The sequence below is a fragment of the Pseudomonas sp. ZT5P21 genome, from assembly GCF_054897785.1.
On sequence record NZ_CM142705.1, the window covers coordinates 3,919,517 to 3,944,759 of the forward strand.

The 25,243-nt window shown below is 60.1% G+C and carries 16 protein-coding genes and 1 other RNA gene; 7 read left to right on the forward strand and 10 right to left on the reverse strand.

Annotated features, from left to right (window positions below; translation table 11 throughout):
* Positions 1 to 2: 2 nt before the first annotated feature.
* A complete protein-coding gene (dnaX, locus tag ACYZT9_RS18190) occupies positions 3 to 2,081 on the reverse strand; it encodes a DNA polymerase III subunit gamma/tau (RefSeq protein WP_462006770.1) in 2,079 nt (692 codons plus the stop codon).
* Between the two features lie 199 nt (positions 2,082 to 2,280).
* Positions 2,281 to 3,981 (reverse strand): putative bifunctional diguanylate cyclase/phosphodiesterase, encoded by a 1,701-nt coding sequence (locus ACYZT9_RS18195; protein ID WP_462006771.1) that lies wholly within the window; start codon positions 3,979 to 3,981, stop codon positions 2,281 to 2,283.
* 405 nt (positions 3,982 to 4,386) lie between these two features.
* Between ACYZT9_RS18195 and ACYZT9_RS18200 the strand changes: the two genes are divergently transcribed.
* Positions 4,387 to 4,701 carry a helix-turn-helix domain-containing protein gene (locus tag ACYZT9_RS18200; RefSeq protein ID WP_462006772.1) on the forward strand — a complete coding sequence of 105 codons (315 nt, stop codon included), beginning with the start codon at positions 4,387 to 4,389 and terminating at the stop codon, positions 4,699 to 4,701.
* Positions 4,702 to 4,887: 186 nt separating this feature from the next.
* Here ACYZT9_RS18200 and ffs read toward each other — a convergent pair.
* The 6 genes from ffs to ACYZT9_RS18230 all read right to left on the reverse strand — a co-directional run bounded on the left by ffs (position 4,888) and on the right by ACYZT9_RS18230 (position 14,202).
* Positions 4,888 to 4,984, reverse strand: an RNA gene (gene ffs, locus ACYZT9_RS18205) — signal recognition particle sRNA small type.
* Between the two features lie 160 nt (positions 4,985 to 5,144).
* Entirely contained in the window at positions 5,145 to 6,311 is a 1,167-nt protein-coding gene (locus ACYZT9_RS18210; RefSeq protein WP_462006773.1) for a zinc-binding metallopeptidase family protein, read from the reverse strand.
* 166 nt (positions 6,312 to 6,477) lie between these two features.
* A complete protein-coding gene (gene ligA, locus ACYZT9_RS18215) occupies positions 6,478 to 8,835 on the reverse strand; it encodes an NAD-dependent DNA ligase LigA (protein ID WP_462006774.1) in 2,358 nt (785 codons plus the stop codon).
* A 103-nt stretch (positions 8,836 to 8,938) separates the two neighbouring features.
* Entirely contained in the window at positions 8,939 to 9,793 is an 855-nt protein-coding gene (gene zipA, locus ACYZT9_RS18220; protein WP_462006775.1) for a cell division protein ZipA, read from the reverse strand.
* 258 nt (positions 9,794 to 10,051) lie between these two features.
* Positions 10,052 to 13,540 (reverse strand): chromosome segregation protein SMC, encoded by a 3,489-nt coding sequence (gene smc, locus ACYZT9_RS18225; RefSeq protein ID WP_462006776.1) that lies wholly within the window; start codon positions 13,538 to 13,540, stop codon positions 10,052 to 10,054.
* Positions 13,541 to 13,542: 2 nt separating this feature from the next.
* On the reverse strand, positions 13,543 to 14,202 hold the full coding sequence (locus tag ACYZT9_RS18230) for a GntR family transcriptional regulator (protein WP_462010252.1): 660 nt from the start codon (positions 14,200 to 14,202) through the stop codon (positions 13,543 to 13,545).
* A 269-nt stretch (positions 14,203 to 14,471) separates the two neighbouring features.
* Here ACYZT9_RS18230 and xdhA point away from each other — a divergent pair, with 269 nt between their 5' ends.
* From xdhA to guaD, 4 genes are all read left to right on the forward strand, one after another.
* Entirely contained in the window at positions 14,472 to 15,926 is a 1,455-nt protein-coding gene (gene xdhA / locus ACYZT9_RS18235) for a xanthine dehydrogenase small subunit (protein ID WP_462006777.1), read from the forward strand.
* Positions 15,919 to 18,318 carry a xanthine dehydrogenase molybdopterin binding subunit gene (gene xdhB, locus ACYZT9_RS18240; RefSeq protein WP_462006778.1) on the forward strand — a complete coding sequence of 800 codons (2,400 nt, stop codon included), beginning with the start codon at positions 15,919 to 15,921 and terminating at the stop codon, positions 18,316 to 18,318. Before xdhA ends, xdhB begins: the two co-directional genes overlap by 8 nt.
* A gap of 125 nt (positions 18,319 to 18,443) precedes the next feature.
* Positions 18,444 to 19,289 (forward strand): xanthine dehydrogenase accessory protein XdhC, encoded by an 846-nt coding sequence (gene xdhC, locus ACYZT9_RS18245; protein WP_462006779.1) that lies wholly within the window; start codon positions 18,444 to 18,446, stop codon positions 19,287 to 19,289.
* A gap of 15 nt (positions 19,290 to 19,304) precedes the next feature.
* Positions 19,305 to 20,609 (forward strand): guanine deaminase, encoded by a 1,305-nt coding sequence (gene guaD / locus ACYZT9_RS18250; protein WP_462006780.1) that lies wholly within the window; start codon positions 19,305 to 19,307, stop codon positions 20,607 to 20,609.
* 177 nt (positions 20,610 to 20,786) lie between these two features.
* Here the strand turns inward: guaD and ACYZT9_RS18255 are convergent, their stop codons facing one another.
* Positions 20,787 to 21,551: a GntR family transcriptional regulator gene (locus ACYZT9_RS18255; RefSeq protein WP_462006781.1), complete on the reverse strand. Its 765-nt coding sequence runs from the start codon at positions 21,549 to 21,551 to the stop codon at positions 20,787 to 20,789.
* A gap of 358 nt (positions 21,552 to 21,909) precedes the next feature.
* Between ACYZT9_RS18255 and ACYZT9_RS18260 the strand changes: the two genes are divergently transcribed.
* Positions 21,910 to 23,106, forward strand: a complete 1,197-nt coding sequence (locus tag ACYZT9_RS18260; protein ID WP_462006782.1) for a benzoate/H(+) symporter BenE family transporter — start codon at positions 21,910 to 21,912, stop codon at positions 23,104 to 23,106.
* A gap of 52 nt (positions 23,107 to 23,158) precedes the next feature.
* Here the strand turns inward: ACYZT9_RS18260 and ACYZT9_RS18265 are convergent, their stop codons facing one another.
* Positions 23,159 to 23,503, reverse strand: a complete 345-nt coding sequence (locus ACYZT9_RS18265) for a YggL family protein (protein WP_007896965.1) — start codon at positions 23,501 to 23,503, stop codon at positions 23,159 to 23,161.
* Positions 23,504 to 23,736: 233 nt separating this feature from the next.
* On the opposite strand from ACYZT9_RS18265, the gene dacB reads away from it, so the two are divergent.
* A complete protein-coding gene (gene dacB / locus ACYZT9_RS18270) occupies positions 23,737 to 25,197 on the forward strand; it encodes a D-alanyl-D-alanine carboxypeptidase/D-alanyl-D-alanine endopeptidase (RefSeq protein ID WP_462006783.1) in 1,461 nt (486 codons plus the stop codon).
* Positions 25,198 to 25,243 lie beyond the last annotated feature (46 nt).

The following is a 25,243-nucleotide window of genomic DNA, read 5'->3' on the forward strand; positions in this document are numbered from 1 at the left end:
TATTAGCCCTGACTGGCCAGGGCATCGACAGGTTCAATTGTATCGTTACGGACCACCGCACCGAACTGCTGCATCATTTGCTGGATGAACGGATCACCGTGGATCGACTCCTCGGCCTCGCGCTGACGGTTGGCGCGGCGCCGGAATGCGGCCTGGGCCGGGGTTTCCTGCTCGGGCTTGATCAGCTCCATGCTCAGGGTCAGCGTGCGCCCGTGAAACTGGTTCAACGCATCGTTCAGACGACGCTGCTGGGTCGCATTGAACAAGGCGCTGTGGGCCGGATCCAGGTGCATCAGCCAATGGTCGCCCTCCACCGAGATCAGCGTGCAGTTGGCGGCGATACTGCCGGTCATGCCGGAAATCGGCAGCTTCGGAAATAGCTCCAGCCATTGCAGGGCCAGACCGGTGGCGGGCATGGCGGCCGGTTCAGGCTCGGGCTCCGGCGCTGGCTCGGCGGCATGTTCACTGGCCAGTTCGTCGAGATAGCTGTACGCCGAATCCATGTCCGGTTCGATGTAATCCTCATCAAGCGGCGGCTCGTCGTCGAGGTCAATGCCGGGCGTTGCGGCATCGACGTCGGCCACGGACGGCTCGGGAATCGGCGCAGCGGCCCGCTCCGGCGCATCCGGCACAACGCTGTCCGGCGTCGGCAACGGCATCGGTGGCAACTCGGGTTGCACAGCGATGGTTTCCAGCACCGGCTCGACGGCTGGATGCTGGACGACTTCGGGCTCTACCGGGTCGTTCCATGGCAGATCGACGACGGCTTCAACCGCGACAGGCTCGGGGATGACCACCGGCTCAGGCACGGCAACGGTCGCAACCGGCTCGGGAGCGGGGGCGACAACCTCTGCGACCGGCGCAGGGACAACCGGTGCAACCACCGCAGCGGCTACCGGCGAGGCATCCCGCGCGGCAGCCACTGAGTTTGCGGAATCAACTGTGGCCTGGCTGATCCCCACTGGCTTTAGCAGTTGCCTCGGTGCGTCCTCGGTGTCTGCCGGCCGGAACGCCAGCATGCGCAGCAGAACCATTTCAAAACCACCGCGAGGGTCCGGTGCCAGCGGCAAATCGCGGCGGCCGATCAAACCCATCTGGTAGTAGAACTGCACGTCTTCGGCCGGCAAGGCCTGAGCCAGCGCAAGCACCCGGTCACGGTCGCCGTGGCCGTTGTCGACGCCTTCAGGCAAGGCCTGGGCGATGGCGACACGGTGCAGCACGTTTAGAATTTCCGAGAGCACGCCGTTCCAGTCCGGGCCTTGTTCGGCCAGGTGACGGACGGCTTCGAGCAACGCCTTGGCGTCACCTTCGATCAGCGCATGCAACACGTCATACACCTGACCGTGGTCGAGCGTCCCGAGCATCGCCCGCACGTCGGCGGCCATGACCTTGCCTTCACCAAAGGCAATGGCCTGGTCGGTCAGGCTCATGGCGTCGCGCATCGAACCGTCGGCGGCGCGGCCCAACAGCCACAGCGCATCGTCTTCGAACGGCACGTTCTCGACGCCCAGCACGTGAGTCAAATGCTCGACCACGCGTTCCGGGGTCATGTTCTTCAGGGAGAACTGCAGACACCGCGACAGAATAGTTGCAGGAAGTTTCTGCGGATCGGTGGTCGCCAGGATGAACTTGACGTAGGGCGGCGGCTCTTCAAGGGTTTTCAGCAGCGCATTGAAGGAATGGCTGGAGAGCATGTGCACTTCGTCAATCAGGTAGACCTTGAAGCGCCCGCGACTCGGGGCGTACTGCACGTTGTCGAGCAGCTCGCGGGTGTCCTCGACCTTGGTCCGGCTGGCGGCGTCGATCTCGATCAGGTCGACGAAGCGCCCTTCATCGATCTCACGGCACACCGAGCACTCGCCACAGGGCGTCGAAGTGATACCTGTTTCACAGTTCAGGCATTTGGCGATGATCCGCGCGATGGTGGTCTTGCCGACCCCGCGCGTCCCCGTAAACAGGTAGGCGTGGTGCAGCCGCTGGCTGTCCAAGGCATTGATCAGAGCCTTGAGCACATGGGTCTGGCCGACCATTTCGCGGAACGAGCGCGGACGCCATTTACGTGCAAGAACCTGATAACTCATCGAAAACCGTCGCCACGAAGGAACACAAGCGGCTAATGCTAGCGGAGCAAGGCCAAAATTGCATCCGGCGCGCTCATTTTAGAAAACCACATGGTCTGAGACTGTGGGAATTCGGCTGCCCTCTGGTCAATCTTCAAAATAAAAGACATCAAGACAGTCGCTCCCACATTTGATCTTCACAAGCCAGTGAAGACAAGCCTCAGGCGGGCTGATCAAGCCCCCGCCATTGCAACGGCGCAACAAACCCTCCGACCCAGCCCGGCACCTCCGTCGCCGGCATCGGTTGGGCGATGAAATAGCCCTGGGCAACATCGCATCCCAGCTGCAACAGCAGCTCACCGTGCTCTATGCTTTCCAGCCCCTCGGCGATCACCTGCCGGCCAAACGCCCGGGCCAGGCCAATGACCGCCGTGGTCAGGGCCAGATCGTCGCGGTCATGAAGAATGTCGCGGATAAACGACTTGTCGATCTTGATGGTCTGGGTGCGCAAACGCTTGAGGTAGTTCAATGACGAATACCCGGTGCCGAAGTCGCCCAATGAAAACTGCACACCAAGCGCCTGACAGGCCTGCAGACAGGCGCTGACATGCTGGATGTTTTCGAAGGCCACCGACTCGACGATTTCCAGATCCAGCATCTGCGGAGCGACGCGGGCATGGCGGGCGAGCACCTGTCTGAGGCGGTCAACGAAATCCGCCCGCTGAAAATGCCGGGCGGCAATGTTGACGCTGATCGGCCAACCCTGCCCCGCTTGCTGCCAACGGTCCAGCTGCAACAACACCTGATCCATCACCCATTCACCGATATCGATGATTAGATCCGTCTCTTCCACCAACGGCAGAAACTCCCGGGCCGGCACCATGCCGTCTTGCGGGTGCTCCCAGCGCAACAGCGCTTCGAACCCGACGACGACACCGTGGCGCATATTAACCTTGGGCTGGAAATACAGGCGCAACTCGCCGGCGGCAAGCGCTTGCCGAACCCGTTCGACGGTCTGGTGAGTGGCTTTGACCTCTTGATCCCGGAGCACATCGAACAAATGAAAACGATTGCGCCCGCTCTGTTTGGCCACGTACATGGCTTGATCGGCGTGACGCAGCAAGGTTTCGGCATCTTCGTTGTCGAGGGGAAACAGGGTGACGCCAATACTGGCATATACATTCAGGGCCTTGCCCTGCAGCGCATACGGTGCGGAAATCGCCCCCAGCACACGGTTCAGTGCCGCACGCAACTCCGGCACATCATGCACATAACGCAACACCAGCACGAATTCGTCACCGGCCAGCCGCGCCACCACATCCTCGCCGCGGACGATGTCGCGCAAACGCCTGGCCACTTCCACCAACAGCAGATCGCCACTGGCATGCCCGTAGCCGTCGTTGACCGCTTTAAAGCCGTCAAGGTCGAGCATGCACACCGCCAGCGGAATGTTTTCCTGGCGGGAGAAGTCTAGCGCCTGGTCCAGCAAATCCGAGAGAAACGCGCGGTTGGGCAGCCCGGTCAGCACGTCATGACCGACCCGCCATTGCAAGGAATGCAGCAGTTGGCGCTTTTCGCTGATGTCGAATCGAATTGCCAGGTAACGGTGAATCCGCCCGGAGGCGTCGTCCACCACCGGCACCAAGGTGCTTTCGACCCAATACAGACGGCCATCCTTGGCGCGATTACAGATCTCGCCCTTCCAGACATTGCCCAGCACGATGGTGCGCCACATCCCGGCAAAGAAATCAGCGGAGTGCAGGCCGGAGTTGAGCAGGCGATGGGTCTGCCCGAGCAGTTCGTCGCGGCTATAGCCGGAAACGGCGCAAAACTGATCATTGACGTAGGTAATCCGGCCGGTCAGATCCGTCTCGGAAAAAATCGCGGCGGCATCAACGGCCCTTCGGTATTTCTCATCCATGAGTCAGGCTCAATGTCGCTAGCGGTGGTACCGCTCGACCAGCGCAGAATGCCCGGAAGAGGTGTTTTGAATCGTACTGCGCAGAGCCACGTGATCACTCCCTATACGCGATTGGTGGCCCATTGGCAGCCGAAGTTCGACTAGTCTCTAAGCCCCGGGCAACAACGATTTCGGTCATATTTTGCAAGGCTACACGGTCACTTCAGCGCTCCGAACACTGTCCGGGGGAGCGCAATGCTGGCTCTTCCAGATCAGCCGAACTTCCGAAAACAGGTCACCGAATACCCCTTTTGATCGGCAATTCTACGAAATGCATCACATTTTGCAAAGCAAGGTGATGGATCATGCGGTTGTCTAATGCAAAAATCTATCGTTAAGTTCTTGATTCTAAATGGGAATTAAGCGATGCAAATTTCAAGTTTGGGTCCAGCCATACGGCGTTACCGCAAGGTCGCGGGGCTTACTCAGGCTGAACTCGGCGAAAAAACCGGTTTTGACCCCAAAACCATCAGCCGCTTCGAAACCGGCACCTACACTCCCAGCGTGGAAGCTTTGTTCCTGCTTGCCGATGTGCTGGGCGTGAAGCTGAAAGCCTTTTTCGCCGACCTGGGCGACGAAGATGAACAGCGGGCGTACCTGTTCGCAGTCATACATAAAGCCACCCCAAAGGATCTGGGAAAGCTGATTGCAGCGGTTGACCAGGCCTTGTCCAAGCCTTAGTGGCAGAAATGAAAAAAGGAGGCCGACTTGTCGTGGTTCGACAGGTCGGCCTCCTTTTTTTCATGCACCGCTTTCAGAACCGGAAACGACAAGAATCCGCCGCTGGACAAGGTCCAAGGCAGACAAACAAAACGGTTTTTTAAATGGAGAACGCGAGAGAAGGCTCACGGTGCGTTATGGAGGCAACCCCACCAGCCACACCCCGGCACACAATGTTCCCGCTGTGGCTGCTTCCTTCCGGATCTGACCAGGTTCACGGGTAATCGTTGCGGGGGGACCGATGGGGTCACCATAACGACGCTCACCTGACGGCGAGCCGCGCCATTGTACCTGTCTGAGACGAAGTTACAACCGTTCGCGCGGATTAAAAAATATGAGCGGCTTCAAGGACATGCGTCGCGCCTGAAAACAGAGTCCGATCGCGGCCGAGCCATCGGCAGGGCCTACAGGTCCTGCAACACCTCATCCGCCCTGCCGCCTTCCTGCTGGATCACCAAATGAATGAAGTGCAGCTTGGCGATTACGGCCGGTGGTAAAACGAACGGGTAGAAATCCGGTTGACCCATGCTGCGTGACAGTTCGTTGAGCATGCCCGCCAGCTCGATCCATGCATTGACGAAGGATAGGAACGCCGCGCCGCCGGGATGCTGCGGATCGTAGAGCGTTGTGGACGGAAATGGCGGGTAGTCGAAATCCATTTCCCGCGCGCTCATGCCGAAACCGAGTGCAGTGTCCACCGCGTCCATCATGTGCAGGTAGTGCGCCCAGGTTTCCGCCCAGTCTTCCCATGGATGCATGGTGGCGTAGGCGCTGACGAACTGTTGCTGCCAGTCGAGCGGCGCGCCTTGCTGGTAATGGCGATCAAGGGCGTCGGCGTAACTTGCGCGCTCGTCGCCGAAAAGGCCGCGAAACGGCTCCAGCCACTGGCTGTCGGCAATCAGCCGATCCCAATAATAATGCCCGACCTCATGACGAAAATGCCCGAGCAACGTGCGGTAAGGTTCGTGCATTTTCACCCGGACCTGTTCGCGGTGGGCGTCATCGGCCTCTTTGATATCGAGAGTGATCAGGCCGTTGGCGTGGCCAGTGGTCGGGGGTTTGCCTTCGAGGTCGGCGCCGATGAAATCGAAGGCCAGTCCGTTCTCTTCGTCCACGGTTTTGGGGATGACCTGCAAACCCAGGCTGACCAACTGCGCGACCAGGCGACGCTTGGCGGTTTCGACCTTGCGCCAGTGTTCGTGATTCTCAGGAATCGACAAGTCAGGAATGGTGCGGTTCAGGCTGCAGGCAATACACAACGCATCATGGTCGTTGGCTGGCAACAGCCAATTGCACGCGGCAGGGGAATCGAGATTGGCGCAGCGGCGTAACACGCCCGCGTCGGGATCGGCGTCCAGCAACCAGGTATCCGCCAGCAAGCCGGGTTGCAGCGACGACAAACGACTGTGTTCAGGCTGATAACCCAACGCCGCTGAACAGGCCAGGCACTGGCTGTTGCGAAAGAACAGCGACTGCCCACAGCGGCAATGCCAGACCTTGCTGTTGCGCGAGCTTTCACTGACGAAGGGTGCGGCGATGCGTGAGCTGAGCTGTTCGAAGAAGCGGTACATGACGATCTCTCCCTGGGGCTTGCCAAGACTAGATCATTCGCTGACGAAGATCGTTCCGTTGACTGTGGCGAGGGCGCTTGCTCCCGCTCGACTGCGCAGCAGGCGCCAATTCAAGAGGACCGCTTCGCGGTCCAGCGGGAGCAAGCTCCCTCGCCACAGGTTTGTGTCAGACCGGGATGCCGTGCTCGTTCAGAAACGCGACAAATGCCTCCTCATCCAACACTTTCAACCCCAGCTCATTGGCCTTGGCCAGCTTCGAACCCGCACCCGGCCCGGCTACCACGCAATGGGTCTTGGCCGACACCGATCCGGCCACCTTGGCACCGAGGCTTTCGAGTTTGTCCTTGGCGATGTCGCGGCTCATCAATTCCAGCGAGCCGGTCAGCACCCAGGTCTGTCCAGCCAGCGGCAGCCCTTCGACGACCTTCTTCTCGCTCTGCCAGTGCATGCCGAAATCACGCAGCTGCTTTTCAGCGGCCTCAGCGATCTGGCGATTCTGCGCAACCGCAAAAAACTCGCGGACCGAATTGGCCTGTTTCTCCGGCAGCGCCTGACGCATGTCCAGCCAGTCAGCACCGAATACGCCTTCCAGCGAACCGAATCGATCCGCCAGTTTTTGCGCCCCGCCCGGCCCGACCGAAGGAATGTGCAACTTGTCGAGGAAGCCGCCCAGTGTGGTGCTCGCCGCAAACTCGGCACCCAGGTCGCCCTGATCCTGAATCTGCAGGCCATGCTTGAGCAGATCCGCGATCACCTGTTGGTTATGCGCATCTTCAAAAAAGCTGTGAATCTCGTGAGCCACTTCCAGGCCGACATCCGGCAAGTACGTGAGCACGTGCGGCAACGCTTGCTGAACCCGCTCCAGCGAACCGAGAGAGCGCGCCAGGACCTTGGCCGTCTCTTCACCGACATCGGGAATGCCGAGGGCGTAGATAAACCGCGCCAGGCCCGGTTTCTTGCTGTCTTCGATAGCGCCGAGCAACTTCTTGCTCGACAGCTCGGCAAACCCTTCCAGATCGACAATGTCGTCAAACTTCAGGGCGTACAGATCGGCCGGCGAGCTCACCAGGCCTTCATCGACCAGTTGTTCGACGCTCTTATCGCCCAGCCCTTCGATGTCCATCGCTCGACGCGAGACGAAGTGAATGATCGCCTGCTTGAGTTGCGCACCGCAGGCCAGTCGGCCGACGCAGCGATACACCGCGCCTTCGCTGACGGTCTCGCGCCCCTTGCTGCGCTTGACCAGTTGCGTGCGCTCGACATGGGAACCGCAGACCGGGCATTGCTCGGGAATCTGCACCGCGCGCGCGTTGTCGGGACGGCGCTCGGTGACCACTTGCACCACTTGCGGAATCACGTCGCCGGCGCGGCGGATGATCACGGTGTCGCCGATCATCAGGCCCAGACGCGCCACTTCGTCCATATTGTGCAACGTCGCATTGGCCACCGTGACCCCGGCGACCTTGACCGGCTTCAAACGCGCCACGGGGGTCACCGCACCGGTGCGGCCGACCTGGAATTCCACGTCGAGCAATTCGGTCAGTTCTTCCATGGCCGGAAATTTATGGGCGATCGCCCAACGTGGTTCGCGAGCACGGAAACCCAGCTCGCGCTGGGAGGCGATGCTGTTGACCTTGAATACCACGCCATCGATTTCATAGGCCAGTCTGTTGCGGCGCTCACCGATGTCCCGGTAGTAATCCAGGCACTCATCGATGCCGTGCGCCAATTTCAATTCGCGACTGATCGGCAGGCCCCACGCTTGAAGCTGCTTCAAATTGCCGATGTGCGTATCGGCGATGTCCGCCGAAATCTGGCCGATGCCGTAGCAGCAGAACTCCAGCGGACGGTTAGCGGTGATCTTCGAATCCAGCTGCCGCAAACTGCCCGCCGCCGCGTTGCGCGGATTGGCGAAGGTCTTGCCGCCGACTTCCAGCTGTGTGGCGTTGAGGCGCTCGAAACCGGCCTTGGACATGAACACTTCGCCGCGCACTTCGAGGGTCGCCGGCCAGCCGCTGCCTTGCAGTTTGAGCGGGATGTTGCGCACGGTGCGCACGTTGACGCTGATGTCTTCGCCGGTGGTGCCGTCGCCGCGCGTCGCGCCACGCACCAGCACACCGTCCTGGTAAAGCAGGCTGACGGCCAGGCCATCGAGTTTCGGTTCGCAGCTGTATTCCACCGCTGCGCCGCCGCCAAACAAATCGCCGACCGGCAGATCAAGACCTTCCGTCACACGGCGATCGAACTCGCGCATGTCGGTCTCTTCAAAGGCGTTGCCGAGGCTGAGCATCGGCACTTCGTGGCTTACCTGCGTGAATGCCGACAACGCCGCACTGCCGACGCGCTGGGTCGGCGAGTCGCTGGTGATGAGGTCAGGGTTGGCCGCTTCAAGGGCCTTGAGCTCATGGAACAACCGGTCGTATTCGGCGTCCGGAATACTCGGCTCATCCATCACGTGGTAGCGATAGTTGTGCTGATCCAGCTCAGCGCGCAGCTCTAGAATGCGGGTTTTGGCGGCAGTCATGGGTGTTCTCTCATAAAGCAAAAGAGCAGCCGAGGCTGCTCAATCTGTGGTGCGGCGTACACAGTCCGGGAGTCGCGTCACGATCTCCCACACGTTGCCAATATCAGCGCTTCTGGGTTAGCGCGCGACGTTCGAATTCAACAATGCGCTGACGGTAATGCTCGATCGTCTGCGCGGTGAGGACGCTGCGCTGGTCGTCTTTCAGTTCGCCGTTCAGCTCCTGGGACAATTTACGCGCCGCCGCCACCATCACGTCGAAGGCCTGCTTCGGATGACGCGGGCCTGGCAGACCGAGGAAGAAACTGACGGCCGGCGTGCTGAAGTGGTCGATGTCGTCCAGATCGAAGATGCCCGGCTTGACCGCATTGGCCATGGAGAACAGGACTTCGCCGTTGCCGGCCATGCTTTCGTGGCGGTGGAAGATGTCCATCTCGCCGAAGCGCAGACCGCTTTCGAGAATGTTCTGCAATAACGCCGGCCCCTTGAAGCCGGCCGCATCACGGCAGATCACGCTGATCACCAGCACTTCTTCGGCTTGCGGTTGTTCCTTCTCGCTCACCGAAGGTGAGGATTTGGTGTCATCCGGGAAATCGTCGTCACGGCTGCTGAAGCTCGGGCCGCCGTCCAGATCGAGGCTGAGGTTCATATCGCCCTGGGAAGGTTCGCCATGACTGCGCTTGCCGCGTTTGGAGCCCGATTCACGGGGCTCGCGGGCCGGCATGCTCACCGACGGCAGATCGTGCTCGTCCAGCTGCGGTTCTTTGTGGGTATCCAGAACGCGGGGCGGCCCCAACAGTTCGGCGCTGGTGTCCTCGTCCGGCAAATTGGACAGGTTTCTATCAAGACGGAACTTCAGTTTTCCCTTGCCGCCGCGCATACGGCGCCAGCCATCGAAAAGAATACCGGCAATGACAATAATGCCGATGACGATCAGCCACTCGCGCAGACCGATTTCCATGTAATCCCGTGCCTCTATAAAAAATGCTGAAAAATAAGGGGTTTACAACTCGTAAACCGCTTTAAAACGTGGCGCCAACTCTATGTTCTGACAGGCGTTTTGCCCACGTATACGAAAAATTGACATTAAACTAGCACGACCAAAGGCAACTTTACACCGTCTGTCACCACGGCTTGCGCGAATATGTCGATTGGCCAGCAAGTACAGGGAGGTAAAAAAGTCCTACAGACTAAAAATACGTGCCCTACAAGCGCTGACTCAGGCATCCACCATCGCCATCGCCTCCTCGACATCCACTGCCACCAGACGCGAGCACCCCGGTTCGTGCATCGTCACCCCCATCAATTGATCGGCCATTTCCATGGCGATCTTGTTGTGGGTGATATAGATGAACTGCACCGTCTGCGACATCTCTTTCACCAACCGTGCGTAGCGCCCAACGTTAGCGTCATCCAGTGGTGCGTCAACTTCATCGAGCATGCAGAACGGCGCCGGATTCAACTTGAAGATCGCAAAAACCAGGGCCAATGCGGTCAGGGCTTTTTCGCCGCCGGAGAGCAAATGGATGGTGCTGTTCTTCTTTCCGGGCGGCTGCGCCATGATCGTCACCCCTGTATCGAGTAGATCTTCGCCCGTCAGTTCCAAATACGCGCGACCGCCACCGAAAACTTTTGGGAAAAGCGCCTGTAAACCGCCATTGATCTGATCAAAGGTATCTTTGAAACGGTTGCGGGTTTCCTTGTCGATCTTGCGAATCACGTTCTCGAGCGTGTCCAGCGCTTCCACCAGATCGTCGTTCTGCGCATCCAGATAACGTTTACGCTCCGACTGTTGCTGATATTCGTCGATGGCCGCGAGGTTGATCGCACCGAGGCGCTGAATGCGCGCGGCAATGCGTTCCAGTTCTTCTTCGGCGTCCTTCTCGCTGGCCTCGGCCACCAGCGTGGCGAGTACGCCGTGCAGGTCGTAACCGTCTTCGAGCAACTGCTCTTCAAGCGCCTTGCGCCGCACGGTCAGGGCTTGCCATTCCATGCGTTGCGTTTCCATCTGGCCACGAATCAATTGCGATTGCTGCTCGGCCTGGTTGCGGCGTTTCTCGACGTCGCGCAGTTCGCGGTCGGCATCTTCCAGCGCGATTTGTGCGGTCTTCAGCTCTTCGTCGACGGTCATGCGTTTGTCGAGCAACTCTTCGAGTTTCAGACGCAGCTCTTCCAGCGGCGCCTCGCCCTCCTCCAGATTGAGGCTCAACTGTTCGCGTTTCTCGGTCAGGCGCTCGGACTGCATTTCCAGCCGTTCCAGCGCCTGGCGCGTCGAGTCGTGTTGCGCCTTGAGCGAACCCAGTCGCACCGCCAATTGATGCGCGTGATCCTTGTGTTGCCGGGCTTCCTGACGCACGCGATCCAGTCGCTCGCGCAGGCTGTCGCGCTGAGCCAGCAGCAACTCACGCTGCTCGGTGTCCAGCGCCATGGCGTCTAGGGCGTCCTGCAATTGCAGACGCGCTTCACCGATGTTTTCGTGCTCCAGCGCACGTTGTTCGGCCAGTTCGGTGAGTTCTTCATCGAGCCGTGTGCGACGCAACGTCAACTGTTCGACCTTGGCCTTGCCCGCGGACAACTGGGCTTTCAATTCACCTTGCTGACGCGCTTCGTCCTGCAGCAAACGGCGCAAATGTTCGCGACCGTTTTCCTGCTGACGCTGTTGTGCCCTGAGATTCTGAAGTTGGGTTTCGAGGGTTTCGACCGTGGCTTCGCGCTCTTCGCGTTCGATGCTCAGACGCTGGATTTCCTGACCGCGCGCCAGCACGCCGCTTTCCGCTTCGCTGGCCCGGCGCACACGTAAAAAGTGGCGACCGACCCAGTAACCGTCGCGGCTGATCAGGCTCTGGCCGGCGCTCAACTGACCCCGCTGAGCCAAGGCCTGTTCGAGGCTTTCAACCGGTTTGACTTGCCCCAGCCATGGCGACAGATCAATTTGCGCCTCGACCTTGTCGAGCAGGCTGCCGGGCACACGCACGCCATCGCTGGCGGGACTGAGCAAACGCAAATCGCCCTGGGCAAAACCGGCCAGATCAAAATCGCCGAAGTCATCCACCAGCACGGCCTGCAGATCGGCACCGAGCACGGTTTCCACTGCCAGTTCCCAACCGGCTTCTACTTTCAAGCCTTCGGCCAGTCGCGGGCGGTCAGCCAAGTGTTGTTCGCGCAGCCATTCAGCAGTGCCGGTGCCTGGATCGAGTGCGGCTTGCTGCAAGGCTTCAAGCGAGGCGAGACGCCCGTTGAGACGCTGCAAATCACCCTGCGCCTGTTGCTGAGCCGACAGCGCTTGCTGCAGTTCCTGACGCAGTTGCTCAAGGCGTTCGACCTGCGCTTCTTCGCTGGCCTGCAAATCTTCCAGCGTCGCTTCGCTAGCGGCGAGTTGCTCGCTGAGTTCCATGATTGCCGCGTCTTCCGGATCCGCCGAGAGCAAGGCGCGCTCTTCGCCAAGGCGCTTCTGACGATCGGCCAGGCGTTCCATGCTGGTTTCCAGCTGCTGGATCCGCGACTGCTGGACTTCGGATTGACGACGCGGTTCGGCGGCCGTCAGGTTGAACGTGTCCCACTGCTCCTGCCAGGCGTGCATGGCGGTTTCGGATTCTTCCAGCGCAGCGGCGGCCTCTTCGGCGGCGGCGCTGGTGATTTCCTGTTCCGGCGTGAGCATATCCAGCTCTTCGCCAAGGGTCTGCAGCAGGGTGCGGTCGAGGCCCAGATGAGACTCGGTTTCCAGGCGCGCACGTTCGGCTTCCTTCAAGTCGTCCTGCAACTGACGCAGACGCTGCTGGCCGTGCTGGATGCTCTGCTCGACCCGGGCGATGTCGCCCCCGACCGAATAGAAGCGCCCCTGCACCAGATTGAAGCGTTCGGACAAGTCATGGTGCCCGTCACGCAAGCGTTCGATGGCGGCGTCGGCGTTGCGCTGCTCGGCCACCAGGGCTTCGAAGGTGACTTCCTGATTGCCGATGACCGCTTCGCGCTGGCCGACCTGCTCGTTCAACGCCTGCCAGCGCAAGGCCGACAGTTGCGCCTTGAGCTGACGCTCCTCGCCCTTGTATTCCTGATACTTCTTGGCGGCCTCGGCCTGGCGGTGCAAGCGTTCGAGCTGACGCTCAAGCTCTTCGCGCAGGTCAGTCAGGCGTTCCAGGTTTTCGTGGGTGCGGCGAATACGGTTTTCCGTCTCGCGCCGGCGCTCCTTGTACTTGGAGATGCCCGCCGCTTCTTCGATAAAGTTGCGCAAGTCTTCTGGCTTGGACTCGATCAGCTTGGAAATCATCCCTTGCTCGATGATCGAGTAGCTACGCGGGCCCAGGCCGGTACCGAGAAAAATGTCGGTGATATCGCGGCGGCGGCATTTGGTGCCGTTGAGGTAATAGGTGGTCTGGCTGTCCCGGGTCACTTTGCGGCGAATGGAAATTTCCGCATAGGCGGCGTATTCGCCGAGCAGGGTGCCGTCAGAGTTGTCGAACACTAGCTCGATGCTGGCCTGGCTCACCGGTTTGCGGCTGGTCGAACCGTTGAAGATGACGTCGGTCATCGACTCGCCACGCAGGTTCTTGGCCGAGCTCTCACCCATCACCCAGCGCACGGCGTCGATAATGTTCGACTTGCCGCAGCCATTGGGCCCGACCACCGCCGCCATGTTGCTGGGGAAGTTCACCGTGGTCGGATCGACGAAGGATTTGAACCCCGCCAGTTTGATGCACTTGAGCCGCACGCTTAAGCGTCCGTCAGGGCAGAGACCACCAGATCGCAACTGCGCTGGGCGTACGCCGTCAGCACCTCGCGGATCTGCGGAAAGTCTCGGGCCAGCACCGCCGCGAGCAAGCGCTCGAACAGCTCGAGGAACTCGCTCATCGAGGCCTTGCGCTGCTCAAGGGCGAGAAAATACGCGCGACTCATGGCCGGCTGCAGGTTCTCGACGGTTTCCTGCAAGTACGGGTTATCAGCGAACGGGTACGCAGCGCGCATCACATTGAAGCTGTCGTCGACGAAGGTGCGAATGTCCTGGCGCTCGTAACTGTCGGTCAGGCGCTGCTGGATCTGCACGAACGGCGCCATGTCGGCCTGGACTTGCCAGCCTTTGGCCACGGCGTTGCCGAGCAGGATGTACAGCTCACTCATCAGCGTGCACAGGCTCTGTACCTTGTGGACGGTGAGCTCGGTCACGTGGGCGCCGCGTCGCGGCAGGATCGCGATCAGATGGCGACGCTCGAGGATCAGCAAGGCTTCGCGGACCGAGCCGCGGCTGACATTGAGGGCCAGCGTGACCTTCTGTTCCTGGATGCGCTCCCCCGGCTTCATTTCGCCACGAATGATGCGTTCGGCGAGGTGGTGAGCTATTTGCTCGGCGAGGCTGTCCGGCGCCTTGAACGTCATGGTTGTCCCTTCAAACTCTTCGATCTGCACAAGCGGCGCAGTGTAACGCACATGAAGGGTCATGGCGGAGTGCCCACTCAGCGGTTTTTGGCACGAATCCAGCAAAAAAAGCAGGCGATCCCGCGAGGGTCAATAATGAAGGAACGAGTCGTTGATCGACATAACAGCAGTTCTTGACCTTAAAGTCAGAAAATCATTGACCGGAAAGTCAGACCTGATAAATTCGGTTCAAGTCGGTTAACAACAATAATGAGTCTGCGAGGCCTTCCGTGATCCAGTTTTTACTAAACCAGGAACTCCGTAGCGAGCACGCCCTGGACCCGAACCTGACCGTGCTCAATTATCTGCGCGACCATGTGGGCAAACCCGGCACCAAAGAAGGCTGCGCCAGCGGTGACTGCGGCGCGTGCACCGTGGTGGTCGGCGAGTTGCAAACGGATGACGATGGCCGCGAACACATTCGCTATCGCAGCCTCAACTCGTGCCTGACGTTCGTTTCGTCGCTGCACGGCAAACAACTGATCAGCGTCGAAGACCTCAAGCACCAGGGCGAGCTGCACAGCGTGCAAAAAGCCATGGTCGAGTGCCATGGCTCGCAGTGCGGCTTCTGCACCCCCGGTTTTGTGATGTCGCTGTTTGCGCTGCAGAAGAACAGTGATCAGCCGGACTCGCATAAAGCCCATGAAGCGCTAGCCGGCAACCTCTGCCGCTGCACCGGCTATCGGCCGATCCTCGCTGCCGCCGAACAGTCCTGCTGCGGTCCGCAACCCGACCAGTTCGATGCCCGCGAAACCGAGACCATTGCGCGCCTGAAGGCCATCGCCCCCACCGACATCGGCGAACTCAACACTGGCGACAAGCGCTGCCTGGTGCCACTGACCGTCGCCGATCTGGCCGACCTCTACGACGCTTACCCACAAGCCCGGCTGCTGGCCGGCGGTACGGACCTGGCGCTGGAAGTCACCCAGTTCCACCGCACCCTCCCGGTAATGATTTACGTCGGCAACGTTGCCGAGATGAAGCGCATCGAACGCTTCGGTGATCGCCTGGAAATCGGCGCCGCCACCGCCCTCTCCGACTGCTATGAAACCTTGAAGGCCGAGTACCCGGACTTCGGCGAATTGCTGCAACGCTTTGCTTCCTTGCAGATCCGCAACCAGGGCACCCTCGGCGGCAACATCGGCAACGCCTCGCCCATTGGTGACTCGCCACCGCTGCTGATCGCGTTGGGTGCGCAGATCGTTTTGTGCAAGGGCGAAACCCGCCGCACCATGGCCCTGGAAGATTACTTCATCGATTACCGCGTCACTGCGCGCCAGGAAAGCGAGTTCATCGAGAAGATCATCGTGCCGCGTGCCAGCGTCGAACAACTGTTTCGCGCCTACAAGGTTTCCAAGCGTCTGGACGATGACATTTCCGCGGTGTGCGCGGCGTTCAATCTGCGCATCGACAACGGTTTGATCGCTGATGCCCGCGTGGCGTTTGGCGGCATGGCTGCCATCCCGAAACGAGCCAACAACTGCGAAGCCGTGTTGCTCGGCGCGCCCTTCAACAATGCCACCGTCGAACGCGCCTGCGCCGCACTGGCCGAAGATTTCACGCCGCTCTCGGACTTCCGCGCCAGCAAGGAATACCGCCTGCTCAGCGCTCAGAACCTGTTGCGCAAATACTTCATCGAACTGCAAACGCCGCACATCGAGACTCGGGTGACTGCTTATGTCTAATCATCACGCTGTAGAGAAGACCCAAGCCGAACTGGCTGAACTGTTCGCCAAGGACCTGACTACCGGTGTCGGCCGCAGCGTCAAGCATGACAGCGCCGCCAAGCATGTGTCCGGTGAAGCGCAGTACATCGATGACCGCCTGGAGTTTCCTAATCAGCTCCACGTTTACGCTCGGCTGTCGGATCGCGCCCACGCGAAAATCATCAGCATCGATACCAAGCCGTGTTACGCCTTTGAGGGCGTGCGCATCGCCATTACTCATGAAGACGTGCCGGGGTTGAAAGACATCGGTCCGCTGCTGCCGGGTGATCCATTACTGGCCATTGATGACGTGCAATTCGTCGGTCAGCCAGTACTTGCCGTCGCGGCGAAAGATCTGGAAACCGCACGCAAAGCCGCCATGGCCGCAATCATCGAATACGAAGACCTCGAACCGGTTCTGGACGTGGTCGAAGCCCTGCGCAAGCGCCACTTCGTGCTCGACAGCCACACTCACCAGCGCGGCGATTCAGCCGGCGCACTGGCAACAGCTGAACATCGCATTCAAGGCACGTTGCACATCGGCGGCCAGGAACACTTCTACCTTGAAACCCAGATCTCTTCGGTGATGCCGACTGAAGACGGCGGGATGATCGTCTACTGCTCGACGCAGAACCCGACCGAAGTGCAGAAACTGGTGGCCGAGGTTCTGGACGTTTCGATGAACAAGATCGTCGTCGACATGCGCCGCATGGGCGGTGGTTTCGGCGGTAAGGAAACCCAGGCCGCGAGCCCGGCCTGCTTGTGCGCCGTCGTCGCGCACCTCACCGGCCAGCCGACCAAAATGCGTCTGCCGCGCGTTGAAGACATGCTGATGACCGGTAAGCGTCACCCGTTCTACGTCGAGTACGACGTCGGATTTGACAGCACCGGTCGCTTGCACGGCATTGCACTGGAACTGGCCGGCAACTGCGGCTGCTCGCCGGACTTGTCGGCGTCGATTGTCGATCGCGCGATGTTCCATGCCGACAACTCGTACTACCTGGGCGATGCGACCATCAACGGTCATCGCTGCAAGACCAACACCGCGTCGAACACCGCTTACCGGGGTTTTGGCGGCCCGCAAGGGATGGTCGCCATCGAAGAAGTGATGGACGCGATTGCCCGCCATCTGGCCCTCGATCCGTTGGCCGTGCGCAAGGCCAACTACTACGGCAAGACCGAGCGCAACGTCACCCATTACTACCAGACCGTCGAGCACAACATGCTCGAGGAAATGACCGCCGAACTGGAAGAAAGCAGCCAGTACGCCGAGCGCCGTGAAGCGATCCGTCGCTATAACGCCAACAGCCCGATCCTGAAAAAAGGCCTGGCGCTGACGCCAGTTAAATTCGGTATTTCCTTCACCGCCAGTTTCCTTAATCAGGCCGGCGCTCTGGTCCACGTCTATACCGATGGCAGCATCCACCTGAACCATGGTGGCACCGAAATGGGCCAAGGCCTGAACACCAAAGTCGCGCAGGTTGTGGCGGAAGTTTTTCAGGTGGAAATGGACCGCGTGCAGATCACCGCGACCAACACCGACAAGGTGCCGAACACCTCGCCGACCGCCGCGTCCAGCGGCGCTGACTTGAACGGTAAAGCGGCGCAGAACGCGGCTGAGATCATCAAGAAACGCTTGGTGGAATTCGCCGCGCGCCATTACAAGGTCAGCGAAGAAGACGTGGAATTCCACAACGGTCACGTGCGGGTACGCGATCACATCCTGACCTTTGAAGCGCTGATCCAGCAGGCATATTTCGCCCAGGTTTCGTTGTCGAGCACAGGGTTCTACAAGACACCAAAAATCTTCTACGACCGCAGCCAGGCGCGGGGCCGGCCGTTCTACTACTACGCGTTCGGTGCAGCGTGCTGCGAGGTGATCATCGATACCCTGACTGGCGAATACAAAATGCTGCGCACCGACATTCTCCACGACGTCGGCGCCTCGCTGAACCCGGCGATCGACATCGGACAGGTCGAGGGTGGCTTCATCCAGGGCATGGGCTGGCTGACCATGGAAGAGCTGGTCTGGAATGCGAAGGGCAAGCTGATGACCAACGGACCGGCGAGCTACAAGATCCCGGCGGTTGCGGACATGCCGCTGGACCTGCGGGTGAGGCTGGTGGAAAACCGCAAGAACCCGGAGGACACGGTGTTCCATTCCAAGGCGGTAGGCGAGCCGCCGTTCATGCTCGGCATCGCGTCGTGGTGTGCGATCAAGGACGCCGTGGCGAGTCTGGGTGATTACAAACATCAACCGAAAATCGATGCGCCGGCGACCCCGGAACGGGTGTTGTGGGGGTGTGAACAGATGCGACAGTTGAAGGCGGCGAAGGCTGCCGAGGTTGAGCCGGAGTTGGCTTCGCACTAAGACCGAGGCGCGGCTATCGCGAGCAAGCTCGCTCCCCAAGGTTTTTGTGAACGCCAACAATCCAATGTGGGAGCGAGCTTGCTCGCGATGGCGGACTGACAGACAACAGAGATGTTGAGGTGAATATGTACAACTGGATCGACGCCCTCGCCGACCTGCAATCCCAAGGTGAACCCTGCGTGTTGGTGACCATCATCGAAGAGCTCGGCTCGACGCCACGCAATGCCGGTTCGAAAATGGTCATCAGCGCCGCTCAGACCTTCGACACCATTGGTGGCGGGCATCTGGAATACAAGGCCATGCAGATCGGTCGCGAGATGCTCGCCAGCGGCAAACAGGACACCCATTTGGAGCGCTTCAGCCTCGGCGCCAGCCTCGGCCAGTGCTGCGGTGGCGTGACCGTGTTGCTGTTCGAACCGATGGGCCAGATGCAGGCGCAGATCGCCGTGTTCGGCGCCGGCCATGTCGGTCGCGCACTGGTGCCGCTGCTCGCCAGCCTGCCGTGCCGGGTACGCTGGATCGATTCGCGGGAAGACGAGTTCCCGGAACAGATCCCCCACGGCGTACGCAAAATCGTCGCCGAAGAACCGGTGGATGAAATCGACGACCTGCCCGCCGGCAGCTACTGCATCGTCATGACCCACAATCACCAGCTCGACCTCGAACTCAGCACCGCGATCCTCAAGCGCAACGACTTCGCCTACTTCGGCCTGATCGGCTCGAAGACCAAACGGGTGAAGTTCGAACATCGCCTGCGTGACCGCGGTTTTGACAGCGGCGTGCTGCAACGCATGCGCTGCCCGATGGGCCTCGGCGAAGTCAAAGGCAAGTTGCCTGTTGAAATCGCCATCTCCATCGCCGGCGAAATCATCGCCACCTATAACGCGAATTTCGGCCAGCAAACCGCCAGTGCCGGATCGTCGATCGCCAAACTGCTGCCTGCCTCACGCCGCAGCCAAGCCTCGAACTGACAAACTGAGAGCCCCATGCCTTTGACTCGCAAAGCCTACCGCGCCGCCATTCTGCACAGCATCGCCGACCCCGCCGAAGTGGGCATCGAAGCTTCCTTTGAGTATTTCGAGGACGGGTTGCTGGTGGTTGATAACGGCCAGATCAGTGCGCTCGGCCACGCCAGCGAATTGCTGCCGACCCTGCCCGCCGATATCGAGATCACTCATTATCAGGACGCGCTGATCACCCCGGGCTTCATCGATACCCACATCCACCTGCCGCAGACCGGCATGGTCGGCGCCTACGGCGAGCAGTTGCTGGACTGGCTCAACACCTACACCTTCCCGTGTGAAAGCCAGTTCGCCGACAAGGCGCATGCGGATGAAGTCGCCGACATCTTCATCAAGGAGCTGCTGCGCAACGGCACTACCACCGCGCTGGTCTTCGGCAGCGTGCACCCGCAGTCGGTGAACTCGTTCTTCGAAGCCGCCGAACAGCTGGACCTGCGGATGATCGCCGGCAAGGTGATGATGGACCGCAACGCACCGGACTACCTGACCGATACCGCCGAATCCAGCTACGTGGAAAGCAAGGCGCTGATCGAGCGCTGGCACGGCAAGGGTCGGTTGCACTATGCGGTCACCCCGCGCTTCGCCCCGACCAGCACTCCGGAACAGCTTGCCCTGGCTGGACAGTTGCTGAGCGAATATCCGGACCTGTACATGCAGACCCACATCAGCGAAAACCTCAAGGAAGTCGAGTGGGTCAAGGCGCTGTTTCCGGAGCGCAGGGGTTACCTCGATGTCTACGATCACTACCATTTGCTGGGCGAGCGCTCGGTGTTCGCCCACGGCGTGCACCTGTGCGACGATGAATGCGCACGACTGGCGGAGACCGGTTCTGCAATTGCCTTCTGTCCGACCTCTAACTTCTTCCTCGGTAGCGGTCTGTTCAATCTGCCGATGGCCGAGAAGCACAAGCTGAATGTCGGTTTGGGCACGGACGTCGGTGGAGGCACCAGTTTCTCGCTGCTGCAAACCCTGAACGAAGCGTACAAGGTCATGCAGATGCAAGGTGCTCGCCTGAGCCCATTCAAATCGCTGTACCTGGCGACCCTCGGCGGTGCGCGTGCGCTGCGGCTGGAAGACAAGATCGGCACGTTACTGCCGGGTACTGATGCGGACTTCCTGGTGCTGGATTACAACGCTACGCCGTTGCTGAGCTATCGCTTGAAGCAGGCGAACAACATTGCCGAGACGCTGTTTGTGTTGATGACGCTGGGGGATGACCGGACTGTTTTGCAGACTTATGCGGCGGGAAATCAGGTGCATCAGCGGTAATTTTTACAGGCAATAAAAATCCCCCGTTGCTGTTCAACCCGGGGGATTTTTATTGCCTGTCAGATTGCTATCGCGAGCAAGCTCGCTCCCACCGAGTTCGAGGTGGAATGCAATTTTGCGACCATCATCAGACACTGTGGGAGCGAGCTTGCTCGCGATGGCGCGGTTCGGTCTTACTTAGAGCTTGGCGGTCGAGCGCCCAGGCTTCTTGGTCTGCAACAAATGCGAGAACACCGCGTGCAGATCATCCGAAGCACTTTCTTCGTCGAGGTTGAGTTTGCTGTCGATGTGGTCCATGTGATGCATCATCAGGTTCACTGCCAGCTCGCCGTTGCGCGCTTCAATGGCGTCGATCAGTTGGGTGTGCTCGTCGTAGGAACAATGTGAACGGTTGCCACTTTCGTACTGCGCGATGATCAACGAGGTCTGGGAAACCAGGCTGCGCTGGAAGCTGATCAGCGGCGCATTCCTCGCCGCTTCGGCCAGTTTCAGGTGAAACTCGCCCGACAGACGGATACCGGCACCGCGATCGCCACGGGAGAAGCTGTCGCGTTCGTCGTTGACCATCTGGCGCAATTCGGCGATCTGCTCGGCGGTGGCGTGTTGCACCGCCAGTTCAGTGATCGCACGCTCGACCAGACGCCGGGCGAGGAACACCTGCCGCGCTTCTTCGACACTCGGGCTGGCAACCACGGCGCCACGGTTCGGACGCAGCAGAACGACGCCTTCATGGGCCAGGCGCGACAGTGCGCGGCGAATGATGGTGCGACTGACCCCGAAAATTTCCCCCAGCGCTTCTTCGCTCAACTTGGTGCCGGGCGCCAGGCGCTGTTCGAGGATGGCCTCGAAGATATGCGCGTAGACAATATCGTCCTGGGTGCCGCTGCGGCCGGCTTTGCCTGCTCGCGGTTGTTTCTTGAGGGGCTGCAACTGTTCGTTCATGGGCACTCGAGTCGGGAGAACTGCGGCGAATTGACCGTGACTGTAATACGCCACAGTGGGTCGCTGGCAAGTATCGCGTAAAAAACACCGCGATTGTACACAATGGTCGGTGGCAACACGACTGTACGGCCGTTTGCCGCCTCGGCTGTATCGCAACGATTGCTTACGTTTGAGTTTAGGCTTTAACCCAGAATCCGCAGCCTGAACGCAATTCCGTGTAGGAGCTGAGCTTGCTCGCGAAGGCGGCTTAACATTCCACATTCATGTCGACTGATCCACCGCCTTCGCGAGCAAGCTCTGCACTTACAGGGTTCAGCGTTGATTCGACATCTTTATCAGAACAAGGAACACCGCTGTCATGAACGACGCCACGCACTCGCAGCTCCGCCCACTGGCCGACACCTCGCCCTCGGCCATCGTCGCCGGGTTCATCGCGATGATGACCGGCTATACCAGCTCCCTGGTGCTGATGTTCCAGGCCGGACAAGCGGCAGGGCTGACCAGCGGTCAGATTTCGTCGTGGATCTGGGCGATTTCCATCGGCATGGCGGTGTGCTCGATCGGCCTGTCCCTGCGTTATCGCACGCCCATCACCATCGCCTGGTCGACACCCGGCGCAGCCTTGCTGATTACCAGCCTGGGCGGTGTGAGCTACGGCGAAGCCATTGGCGCTTACATGACCTGCGCGGTGCTGGTGACTGTTTGTGGTTTGACCGGCAGCTTCGAGCGCCTGGTGAAAAAGATTCCAGCGTCATTGGCCGCGGCGTTGCTGGCGGGGATTCTGTTCAAGATCGGCAGCGAAATTTTCGTCGCCGCCCAGCATCGCACCGGGCTGGTCGTGGGGATGTTCTTCACGTATCTGGTGATCAAGCGCCTGTCGCCCCGCTATGCAGTACTCGCTGCATTGCTCATCGGCACGGCGTTGTCAGGGTTCATGGGGCTGCTGGATTTCAGCGCATTCCACCTGGAAGTGGCGACACCGGTCTGGACCACGCCGCACTTCTCCCTGGCCGCGACCATCAGCATCGGCATCCCGCTGTTCGTGGTGGCGATGACGTCGCAGAACATGCCGGGCATCGCCGTACTGCGCGCAGACGGTTACACCGTGCCGGCCTCGCCCTTGATCACTACCACGGGCATCGCTTCGTTACTGCTGGCGCCCTTCGGTTCCCACGGGATCAACCTGGCCGCCATCAGCGCGGCGATCTGCACCGGCCCGCATGCGCACGAGGATCGCAACAAGCGTTACACAGCGGCGGTCTGGTGCGGGATTTTCTACGGGATCGCCGGGGTGTTCGGCGCGACATTGGCGGCGCTGTTTGCCGCGTTGCCCAAAGAACTGGTGCTGTCGATTGCAGCGCTGGCGTTATTCGGTTCGATCATCAATGGCTTGAGCATTGCCATGGCGCAAGTGAAGGAACGTGAAGCGGCTCTGATCACCTTTATGGTCACGGCGTCGGGGCTGACGCTGTTTTCCATCGGTTCGGCATTCTGGGGGATTGTGGCGGGGGTGTTGACGCTGGTGATTCTGAACTGGCGGAAAACGCAGACATAAAAAAACGGCGACCCTCGGGTCGCCGCTTCTTTTTTCACATCAAGCCATGACATCAAGCTACCGGATTGATCGGCTTTTCCGGGTACCAGACGTCGATCAGCGGGCTGACGGTTGCTTCAGTCAGTTCGCTGCGGCCTTTGAGCCAGGCTTCAACAGCAGCACGCTGCTCTTCGGACACCGAGCCGCGTTTCTGCAGGCAAACCAGACCGAAGTCGTCGCCGCCAACATAACCCAGACCGTTGGCTTCCATGGCTTCTTTCAGGAACGCGTCGAGGAAAGCATCAATGGCTTCATCAGCCAAATCTTCTTTGAAATCCAGGTTCAGCTCGAAACCCAGCTCTTGAAATTCATCGACGCACAGTTTTTTGCGCAGACGCTGGGAACGGTTAGTCGCCATTGGAACAATCCTCATAAGTAATAACGGGCGGCACTTTAGCAGTTTAAGCTGCCAATTGCCCGATTCTCTGGGCGCGACACGCTACCGTCGGTAAAAAATAGCGGATTAGACGACCCGGGCACGGCACAAGCCGCTACACCTTGGGGCATAATGCCGACACTTTCATGACCACTGAGGGAAATTATCTTCATGCCCTCGTCTTTTTCCCCCTCGGCTGTAGGGTTTTATTTCAGATGATCAAATCTTTGCGTCCACTGTTGCTGGCCAGCCTTCTTCTCCCCCTGGCCCTCCCCGTTTCTGCCGCTACCATCAACACCGCGCTGTCGCCCAACGTTGAAAAAGCCCTCAAGGCCAGCAAGTTGCAGGACAACGCCCTGTCGCTGGTGATGATCCCGCTCAACGGCCCCGGCACCCCGACCGTTTTCAACGCTGACGTCTCGGTCAACCCCGCGTCGACCATGAAGCTGGTAACCACGTACGCCGCGCTGGAAATGCTCGGCCCGAACCACCAGTGGAAAACCGAGTTCTACACCGACGGCACACTCAGCGGCGGCATCCTCAACGGCAACCTCTACCTCAAGGGTGGCGGCGATCCGAAGCTGAACATGGAAAAACTCTGGCTATTGATGCGCGACCTGCGTGCCAACGGCGTGACGCAAATCACCGGTGACCTGGTGCTGGATCGCGGCTTTTTCGTGCAACCGCAATTGCCCGAGTTCAACGATGACGGCAATGACGAGAACAAACCGTTCCTGGTCAAACCCGATTCGCTGCTGGTCAACCTCAAGGCCTTGCGCTTCGTCGCGCGCAACGACAACGGTCGGGTGCTGATCTCGGTCGAACCGCCGATTTCCAGCATCCGTATCGAGAATCAGGTCAAGGCCGTCAACTCCAAGCAATGCACGGGTGGCGTGCGCTACAACCCGGTGACCCAGGCCGATGGCACCGTGAACGTGACCGTCGGCGGTCAGTTGGGCGATGGCTGCAGCTCCCAGACTTACCTGTCGCTGCTCGACCACGCGACCTATACAGCGGGCGCGGTCCGAGCGATCTGGAAAGAACTGGGTGGCAGCATTCAGGGCAAGGATGTTCTGGCACCTACGCCAAAAGACGCCAAGGTGCTGGCTCGCGCCTTCTCGCCAGACCTGGCGGAAATCATTCGCGACATCAACAAATACAGCAACAACACCATGGCTCAGCAGCTGTTCCTGAGCCTGGGCCAGAAATTCCGCACCGATGCCGACGGCGACGACGCCAAAGCGGCCCAGCGTGTGGTGCGTCAGTGGCTGGCGAAAAAAGGCATCACCGCGCCGCACCTGGTAATGGAGAACGGTTCCGGCCTGTCTCGCGCCGAGCGTGTGAGTGCGCGGGAAATGGCCGCGATGCTGCAAGCCGCGTGGCGCAGCCCATACGCCGCCGAGTTCATCAGCTCGATGCCGATTGCCGGCACCGACGGCACCATGCGCAAACGCCTGAAGACCACCGCGATGCGCGGTGAGGCGCACGTCAAGACCGGCACCCTGAACACCGTGCGCGCGATCTCCGGTTTCAGCCGCGACGTCAATGGCAACACCTGGGCGGTGGTGGCGATCCTCAACGACAAGGCCCCGTTTGGTGCGTCGTCGGTGCTGGATCAGGTGCTGCTGGACCTGTATCGCCAGCCGAAACTGCCTGATACCGCCTCGGTGTTGTAAGACACTGCAGATCCCCTGTAGGAGCAGCCGGTCGACGCTCGATTGC

Excerpts from the sequence above, each read along its gene's own strand:
- ACYZT9_RS18260 (WP_462006782.1), top strand. The coding sequence starts at position 21,910 with ATGAACGACGCCACGCACTCGCAGCTCCGCCCACTGGCCGACACCTCG.
- ACYZT9_RS18265 (WP_007896965.1), bottom strand. The coding sequence starts at position 23,503 with ATGGCGACTAACCGTTCCCAGCGTCTGCGCAAAAAACTGTGCGTCGAT.
- xdhC (WP_462006779.1), top strand. The coding sequence starts at position 18,444 with ATGTACAACTGGATCGACGCCCTCGCCGACCTGCAATCCCAAGGTGAA.
- ACYZT9_RS18200 (WP_462006772.1), top strand. The coding sequence starts at position 4,387 with ATGCAAATTTCAAGTTTGGGTCCAGCCATACGGCGTTACCGCAAGGTC.
- zipA (WP_462006775.1), bottom strand. The coding sequence starts at position 9,793 with ATGGAAATCGGTCTGCGCGAGTGGCTGATCGTCATCGGCATTATTGTC.
- ACYZT9_RS18210 (WP_462006773.1), bottom strand. The coding sequence starts at position 6,311 with ATGTACCGCTTCTTCGAACAGCTCAGCTCACGCATCGCCGCACCCTTC.
- ACYZT9_RS18255 (WP_462006781.1), bottom strand. The coding sequence starts at position 21,551 with ATGAACGAACAGTTGCAGCCCCTCAAGAAACAACCGCGAGCAGGCAAA.
- dacB (WP_462006783.1), top strand. The coding sequence starts at position 23,737 with ATGATCAAATCTTTGCGTCCACTGTTGCTGGCCAGCCTTCTTCTCCCC.
- xdhB (WP_462006778.1), top strand. The coding sequence starts at position 15,919 with ATGTCTAATCATCACGCTGTAGAGAAGACCCAAGCCGAACTGGCTGAA.
- dnaX (WP_462006770.1), bottom strand. The coding sequence starts at position 2,081 with ATGAGTTATCAGGTTCTTGCACGTAAATGGCGTCCGCGCTCGTTCCGC.
- ACYZT9_RS18230 (WP_462010252.1), bottom strand. The coding sequence starts at position 14,202 with ATGACGTTCAAGGCGCCGGACAGCCTCGCCGAGCAAATAGCTCACCAC.
- ligA (WP_462006774.1), bottom strand. The coding sequence starts at position 8,835 with ATGACTGCCGCCAAAACCCGCATTCTAGAGCTGCGCGCTGAGCTGGAT.
- guaD (WP_462006780.1), top strand. The coding sequence starts at position 19,305 with ATGCCTTTGACTCGCAAAGCCTACCGCGCCGCCATTCTGCACAGCATC.
- ACYZT9_RS18195 (WP_462006771.1), bottom strand. The coding sequence starts at position 3,981 with ATGGATGAGAAATACCGAAGGGCCGTTGATGCCGCCGCGATTTTTTCC.